General features: G+C 39.2%; 8 protein-coding genes. 3 read left to right on the top strand and 5 right to left on the bottom strand.

The annotated features are described in order from the left end of the window. On the top strand, positions 1-240 hold a 240-nt coding region (locus AC5JMK_RS16685), incomplete at its 5' end, for a hypothetical protein (RefSeq protein WP_495910605.1). Here the strand turns inward: AC5JMK_RS16685 and AC5JMK_RS16680 are convergent. Together AC5JMK_RS16680 and AC5JMK_RS16675 are read right to left on the bottom strand one after the other, a co-directional pair. Continuing rightward, on the bottom strand, positions 222-518 hold the full coding sequence (locus AC5JMK_RS16680) for a putative quinol monooxygenase (RefSeq protein ID WP_096677226.1): 297 nt from the start codon (positions 516-518) through the stop codon (positions 222-224). The two genes, AC5JMK_RS16685 and AC5JMK_RS16680, sit on opposite strands and share 19 nt — an antisense overlap. 86 nt (positions 519-604) lie before the next feature. Next, complete coding sequence (locus AC5JMK_RS16675) at positions 605-1,009, bottom strand: hypothetical protein (RefSeq protein WP_495910604.1); 405 nt, start codon at positions 1,007-1,009, stop codon at positions 605-607. 599 nt (positions 1,010-1,608) lie between these two features. On the opposite strand from AC5JMK_RS16675, the gene AC5JMK_RS16670 reads away from it, so the two are divergent. Next, the gene (locus AC5JMK_RS16670) at positions 1,609-2,496 is read left to right on the top strand and encodes a phytanoyl-CoA dioxygenase family protein (RefSeq protein ID WP_096677228.1); all 888 of its coding nucleotides are present in this window, start codon (positions 1,609-1,611) and stop codon (positions 2,494-2,496) included. 138 nt (positions 2,497-2,634) lie between these two features. Here AC5JMK_RS16670 and AC5JMK_RS16665 read toward each other — a convergent pair whose 3' ends face one another. Both AC5JMK_RS16665 and AC5JMK_RS16660 read right to left on the bottom strand, forming a co-directional pair. After that, positions 2,635-3,150 (bottom strand): GNAT family N-acetyltransferase, encoded by a 516-nt coding sequence (locus AC5JMK_RS16665; RefSeq protein ID WP_096677229.1) that lies wholly within the window; start codon positions 3,148-3,150, stop codon positions 2,635-2,637. 175 nt (positions 3,151-3,325) lie between these two features. After that, entirely contained in the window at positions 3,326-4,240 is a 915-nt protein-coding gene (locus tag AC5JMK_RS16660) for a metallophosphoesterase family protein (protein WP_495910603.1), read from the bottom strand. Between the two features lie 119 nt (positions 4,241-4,359). Here AC5JMK_RS16660 and AC5JMK_RS16655 point away from each other — a divergent pair, with 119 nt between their 5' ends. Next, positions 4,360-5,235: a hypothetical protein gene (locus AC5JMK_RS16655; protein ID WP_495910602.1), complete on the top strand. Its 876-nt coding sequence runs from the start codon at positions 4,360-4,362 to the stop codon at positions 5,233-5,235. A gap of 151 nt (positions 5,236-5,386) precedes the next feature. Here the strand turns inward: AC5JMK_RS16655 and ggt are convergent, their stop codons facing one another. Beyond that, positions 5,387-7,237 (bottom strand): gamma-glutamyltransferase, encoded by a 1,851-nt coding sequence (ggt, locus tag AC5JMK_RS16650; protein ID WP_495910601.1) that lies wholly within the window; start codon positions 7,235-7,237, stop codon positions 5,387-5,389. Positions 7,238-7,590: the final 353 nt, after the last annotated feature.

The raw sequence follows: 7,590 nt of genomic DNA, 5'->3' as shown, positions 1-7,590 counted from the left end.
TTAAGCCTTAATGCTGTAACTTTAAGCCTTAATGCTGTAACTTTAAGCCTTAATGTTCTAACTTTAAGCCTTAATATCAAGTCAAGGTATAAAAAAGATAATCCCGGTTATGAAGACACAGGTGCTTGTATCTTAGAAATTTATTTTTTAAACATGCTTTCAGCTGGCGATCGCACGTTGAATAATACCCCAAATCAAAGCTTGCATGATGTTAACTTCACTCAAGCTAGCAGACTGTAGCGACGGATATCTACGTCACTAGCAACCAAATCTTTGAGTTTAGCTACTGCTGTCTGAATATGTGCTGAAGCAAGATGAGCATCTAACGCTTCATGAGAAGCCCATTCTTCCACAAAGGTAAATTCTGTAGGATCAGACTGGTTTTGCAGCAACTCATACTTGATACAACCATTCTCCTGTCGGGTAGGCTCAATTAATTCTAAAAAAACAGCTTTGAGTTCTTCAACTTTTTCTGGATAAGCAATTATACGGGCAACTACACGAATTGATTTAGTCATTGGTCAAGGGTCAAGGCTCAATTGTCAAGAGGTTTTATGTCTACATACTCCTTGTAAATCATATTATGTATGTTTGACACAAAACACTACTGTATTAAATAACTGTGCCAAACAGTTTCAGCGTCTTTTCGACTCTGTTCTCGAAGCAGTAAGCGCCATGTCTTACCCTCTTTTTGCAGTTGTAGATACACTTCAAACGGTTTGTCTGATTGTGTTAATTTTCGTTTTGGTAGCTTGAAGATTAGATTGTAAGTACCACGGACTTGGTAGGTGATGAGATTTTGGATCGTTAAAGGTTTTTCTTGGGTAATTGACAGGTGGTTAATTTGAAACCCCTGGAAATCGAGATCCAGCTGTTGGTTGAGTTGCTGTTGGGTTTTCTGTAACTGAAGTGCGATCGCTTTTTCCACTAACTGACTAGGTGGTGCAAGTACACTGGTAGTACATGCAGTCAGTACTAATAGTATAATGAGAATGATTGTTAGCCGCATTTTTCGCCGTGTAAGTCCTAAAAGCAATTTTTTAGGGCAAAATCAGGAATTTATACCACTCTGCCTGTAGCATATACCAGACTTGAGACTAGTCTGAAGTCAAACAGCCTATATTTGACAAGTTTCTTTTTCTATGATGAGTTTGTATAGTTTTATTTTTGACTTTTCAAGATATTTTCAAAGCTCCTTTAATTTCTCAGATTTTTTATCTCTGCAAATAAGATAACAATATATCCAGCAAGTAGCTTTATTTTAGCCACCTAAATTAGGTTATACAGAAAAAATATAAACTTTTCCTAAAATTTCATGTACTAATTGCTTGTTTTAAAATCACTATGGTTAATTTTACTATGATACGGTAATTACTTACTTTTTCTCTGTAAAGCGATGATAAATTTTTGATAAAACCTATGATAATTTATTAGACAAATACACTGAATAATACTTACAATACAGCAGAACTAAGTATAATGAAAAAATAAATACCGATGTCAAAATAAGTATTAACTCCAAAAACCCCTTCTGTTTTACCATCTGGCAACTTTGACGAAAAATAATTATGTATACTCGCTTTTTTGGAAAAGTAAATAATTGAAATTATGAGCACAATTGTTAAACAGATAAGAAATCACATTTTAAAGAATGTGTATCAAATTTCGTTCTTACAAAATCAAGCTGATCGGCATTATCAAGCAGCACTTGAACAGCACTTGCCAAATTTACCTGTGCTTTCAAAAGCTGATTTAAATTTAGTGGAATCTATCAAGCGTGAAGGAGTAGTGGTAACTTCACTAGAAGCCCTATCTATTCCGCATACAGATAAAATGTTTTTGGCAGCACAAAAATTGATGCCAGAAATACCCAATATTTCTGAAGAAGAAAATGAATATGTTGTTCATGCTAGTCCTGAACAAATGATGCAGTATCCAGAAATATTTATGTGGGGGCTGGAAAAACGTTTACTCAATATAGTTGAGAATTATATTGGTTTACCTGTAGCCTATCATGGAGCATATTTTCGCAGAGATCTTGCCAATTCGGTTGAGCGAAAATCTCGACTATGGCATATAGATGTAGAAGACAGAAAAATTCTCAAAGTCATTGTGTACTTGAATGATATAGATGAGAATTGTGGTCCTTTTCAATATATCCCACTATCTTTGACCTCGAATGTAGCTCATTCATTAGGATATAAACATGGTTATATTCAAGAAAAAAATTTGCAGAAAGCTTTATCACAATCCTCATGGAAATCATGTACAGGGAAAGCTGGAACAGTAGTTTTTGCTACGACTTCGCAAGTTTTTCATAGAGGTAAACTTCCTGTAGATCAAGATAGATTTACAATTTTCTTTGACTACACAAGTAGACAACCTCAATATCCTTTTTATTGTAAATCATCTCTTCCTGGCGAAGACTTGCTATCACTAGCAGCCAATTTTTCAGAACAGCAGAGACAGTGCGTTTTTTGGCGTCCAAGTGTATAAAAATAAATTCTTAGGCAGTTTGATCTGCATACGCTCCGCCACGTAACAATAGAGTTGAGATAATTGTGGCTAGTAAATTAGAAAGGTAAAAGTATATAAATTCTTTTTTGAGTTTTGAATTTTTACTTCTCTTTCTAATTAAACATCTTGAAAATATGCAGGATAACGCACAATTCCAGTAATATTCCTCAAAGCAGCAGGTTGTAACTCCAGCACCATAAACACTTCATCAGGAAAAGATAAGGACGATCGCAAACCAAATTTACCTGCTGTTTGGAAGCCAAAGCGTTGATAATAGGCTGGTTCCCCAACAACTATAACCATAGGATAATCAAATTCACGACATTTTGACAAACCCACTTCCACCAGTCTGCTACCAATACCTTGGCGCTGATGTGATGATTTTACTGCTAGTGGTGCTAGCGCCAGTGATGGAATAGTTTGGTTAGGTGTTTCGATGATAATCTGACTAAAAAGAATGTGTCCTAAGACTTCTTCATTTTCTACTGCTACTAATGACAGTTCAGGGATAAAATTTTTGGATTTACGAATAATATCTACAAGTTCAGCTACCTTGACTTGACCAAAAGCTTCTGTAATTAATTGGTGAATTGCCAAAATTTCTTTGTGACTTTCTGGGATAATATTAAGCATTAACGCCTCAATATATTTAACTATAGCGAATCGCAAAGCTCAGAACCCCGACAATTCTTGCGAAGTCGGGGTTCTTGTTGTTCACGAATGATTTAAGAATACTATTGTTGGGAGAGTTTCAATATTATTCACGTTTCATAACTCGTGTTCTGTTTATCCTCACCAACTTATTTAATCAAGCCGATTTCAATGGAATAATACCTTGATCAAAAACACGGTTTGCTGTATCTATACCACTCACTTCTATTCGATCTGAAAACACTTCATAAGCTGCAAAACTCAACTTTTCCGCAGAATATTCAGTCCATTCATTTTTACCAACAGGACGAGTACCTGCACCACCCCCACAAATTAAATAAGTTGTGCCATTGATGGCGCGGGTACGTTCATAATGATGTTCATGTCCATTGATATAAAGTTGCACACCATATTTTTGAAATAAGGGAGTAAAAGTTTGAATAAAATCAGGATTACTGCCATAAACACCTGATGCATAAATGGGATGATGACCAAAAACTATTTTCCAGGTAGCATTACTTTGGCTTAACTCTTTTTCCAACCAATTTAGCTGGTTAATCCAGTCAGCATTACTATTAGTATCTAGAGCAAAAAATTGTACTTTATCCCGGCGAAATGTATAGTAGCGCCCTCGCATATTAAAGCTTGCATATTTAACTTGCAAGTCTCCATTCACAGTGCGAATATCATGGTTTCCTAAAGCAGCTTGGAATTTTACACCTTTTTTTAGTAATGGAGCATAGGGACGTTCAAAGACTGCATTAATTTTCTCAATTTCACCGTTGGTATAGATGTTGTCTCCTGCCAAGACAACCAAATTATAATAATTTTTACTGTGATAATTAGCCATCGCTTTAGCTACAGCATACTGCCCTTTTGCACCTGTACCCGTATCTGCTACAGAAACAAAGCGCAATAATAAATCTTTTTTGGTAGATGGAATAGCAGCTGTAGCCTGTGAGATTTGATCACTGTTTTGACTAAAAATTTGATGCTTCAGACTAGCTAAATATACTGTGCCAATCGCACTGAGTCCACCTAAAAATAAAAATTTACGACGTTTGAGTTTCATCTTTGACAAAAATCATTAATTAGGTCAGTTTAGCGCAAGCATTGAAATGATACATTAAGGCTGGGGAGGTTGCAGCTACAACATTCAGTCTTTGATTCGCTGCTCTGAGTGAAAGTTCCATGTCACAGGACAATCAGAATTCACAACCATCTTCTTCACCGCAACCGCAGGAAAATACACCTCGCCAAAGAAACAACCAAAGAGGACAGTCTTTTTGGAAGACTAAAACTATCCAAATTCTCAAAGGCGCGATCGCACTGTTAGAAACGACAGTAGACAAACTAGAAACACAGTCCCCTCCTGGTGATGTATCTCCCAACTGGTGGAATAGACTGTTAGCTAAAATCCGCTCTTTTTTACCAGCAAATATCTCAGCAAAGTTATCAGATACAGCTTTGACAGGAGCGATCGCAGTTTTTGCTGTCATCTTAGTTTGGACTACTTCCAGCGTTTTCAAAGGTAAACCCACCGAAATTGCAACTACTCCCCCTACTTCCCCCACTCCTGTGACCTCCCCATCTCCACAACCATCACCGTTGGAAGAACCAACTATAACAGAAACACCACCATCTGTAGAAGAGGAACCCACACCAATACCAGAGGAAGTCACAAAAGAACCAGAACCGGAACCAGAAATAACTCCAACTCCAATTCCAACACCAGCACCAGCACCAGCACCAACGATAGTATTAACACCAGAACAGATTCTAATTGCAACGATTGAAAATCAAGTAGCAGAAGTTAGCGATCGCTTTGCCTCTGGACTTGTAAAATCGATCCAAGCTAATTTTCTTACTAGCAGTTTGGATATCAAAATTAGCGACGATTGGTACACCCTCACCGAATCCGAACAGAATAAACTCGCAACCGAAATTCTCCAACGTTCTCAAGAACTGGACTTTACCCATCTCGAAATTACCGACTCACAAAATCGGTTAGTAGCGCGTAACCCAGTTGTCGGTACTGAGATGGTAATTTTTAGAAGACAAGTTTAATCTAGCAGTTCTCGGTTGTGTCCAATACGTACCCCACCCCTTAATCTCCTAAGCGCAAGCGGGGAGGGGATTAAGGGGTGGGGTTCCGACTGTATTGCAATCGAGTGAGAAGTGCTATATTTGTCATTGGAGAATCCCCGATCCCCTGATTTTAATATCCTCTCGGCGCTCCTTCACCACGCGGATCGGCTGCTGCTTCTAAACTTCCGTCAGACGTAACTGCGATCGCGTTAATATTTCCCCAAGGTTGAATTTGTTTAATTTTGTGTCCCCGACGCTGTAATTCTGCCAAAGTGAGGGTATCTAAACCAAAAGGTTCGACTCGTAATTCATCAGGAAGCCATTGATGATGAATGCGGGGGACAGAAACAGCTTCACCGACATTCATGTTGTACTCTAATACATTCAGGATGACTTGCAACACTTGGGTGATAATTGTCCCCCCACCAGGCGCACCCACTGCTAGGCGCAGGCGATTATTTTCTGTGACAATGGTGGGAGTCATACTGGATAGAGGTGTTTTGCGTGCTGCGATCGCATTAGCTTCGTTACCCGGTAAACCAAAAGCATTCGGTACTCCTGGCGCAGCAGCAAAATCATCCATTTCGTTATTGAGGACAATTCCCGTCCCCTCTGCAACCACACCAGCACCAAACCCCAAGTTAACAGTAAAAGTCAGACTGACGGCGTTGCGTTGTGCATCGACAACGTTAAGATGGCTTGTTTCTGAAGACTCGTAACGAGGTTGATAGAATGTTTCCTGTGTGTTGCCAGTAGTAAGAAAATTGTTAGTAGAGGGGATGAGTCCTTGCTTTTGCTTGCGAAGAACAGGTTGAGGAGTAAGATTCTGTTCTAACATTTTCATAGTAGCAGGCTCAATTTCCTTTGCAGCCCTAGCCCTATTCATCATAATTTCAGATCGCCGCAGTTGGGCATAGCCAGGGCTAATCAATTGTTGTACAGGTACTTTGACAAAATCGGGATCGCCTAAAAGTTTCGAGCGATCAGCATAAGCAATTTTCATTGCTTCCACCATCAGATGGATTGCATCAGGATGATGCCAACCTAAAGATTTTAAATTGGTAGAACCGATAATATTTAATATTTCTAATAAATGTACACCTCCAGAAGAAGGAGGTGGCATTGAACAAACTCGTGCTTGACGAAAATTACCACAAACAGGAGTGCGCCAGATTGGTTTGTAAGATTTCAAATCTTCCAGAGTTACCAAACCACCATTTTTTGCCATGTCAGCAGCAATAGCACGAGCAATATTTCCAGTGTAAAAACTACGTGGATTCTGAGATATTGCTGTTAATGTTTTTGCTAAGTCACGCTGTACCAGTTTTTCTCCAGGTTGATAAAATTCCCCATTGCGAGTAAAAATTGCTCGTGCGGCTGGGTTACTAAGAATTACTTGCTTACGGTTTTCATACTCTGGTATAGAACGCAACCTTACTTGAGGACTCAGAATAAATCCATCTTTAGCAAGAGCGATCGCAGGTTTGACAACTTCTGCCCAAGGTAACTTACCATAACGTTGATGCACTTCGTACAGTCCTGCCACCGTTCCTGGTGTTCCTACTGCCAAGTGACCATTGATACTCAAATTTGGACGCACCTTACCCTGAGCATCCAAATACATATTTCTTGTTGCTTTCAAGGGTGCGCGTTCACGAAAATCTAAAGCTTTAATTTCTCCAGTTTTAGCATCGCGAAACAGCAAAAAGCCACCGCCGCCAATTCCTGCCGAAAACGGTTCCACCACAGAAATCGCAAAAGTCGTCGCTACAGCTGCATCAACTGCATTACCACCTTTACGTAACATTTGCAAACCTGCGTCACTCGCTAAAGGATTTGCAGACACCACCATAGCTTTTTTGGTGCGTAAAGGTAAGCTAACGGTAGCTGCTACCTGTTTGTGGTTGTAAAACAGTAATGCAGAAAAACACAGATGAAAAATAAATACTGAAACCTGCGTGTAACGACGGAGATTAGGCATTGTAATTGAGTACACTCAGAGTTCTTATAGTATCATACAGCTGGTAAGCCGATGCATTCACAATGTAAGCTAATGCATTCACAATAGACATCTCCGAAACAATGTAGAGACGTAGCATTACTCTGTAGACCTCTTGCAAAAGTCGAATGAACCCCCCTCAATCCCCCCGTGAACGGCAGGGTGGTTTCATACGAAAAAAGAAAAATATGGAAGTCTGTATTTCTCGTTTTGAAGCATAGATTTTTACCCCTCTCCAAACCTCTCCCCTTATTAAGGGGAGAGGCTTTAAAAGAAGATTTTAATTTTTCTCTGCTTGTATGAAACCACCCTGCTCAATCCCCCCGTGAACGGGG

This window comes from Pelatocladus sp. (assembly GCF_059505505.1).
The sequence above is the reverse complement of the archived record's forward strand: the minus strand, read 5'-3'. Positions and strand labels throughout refer to the sequence as shown.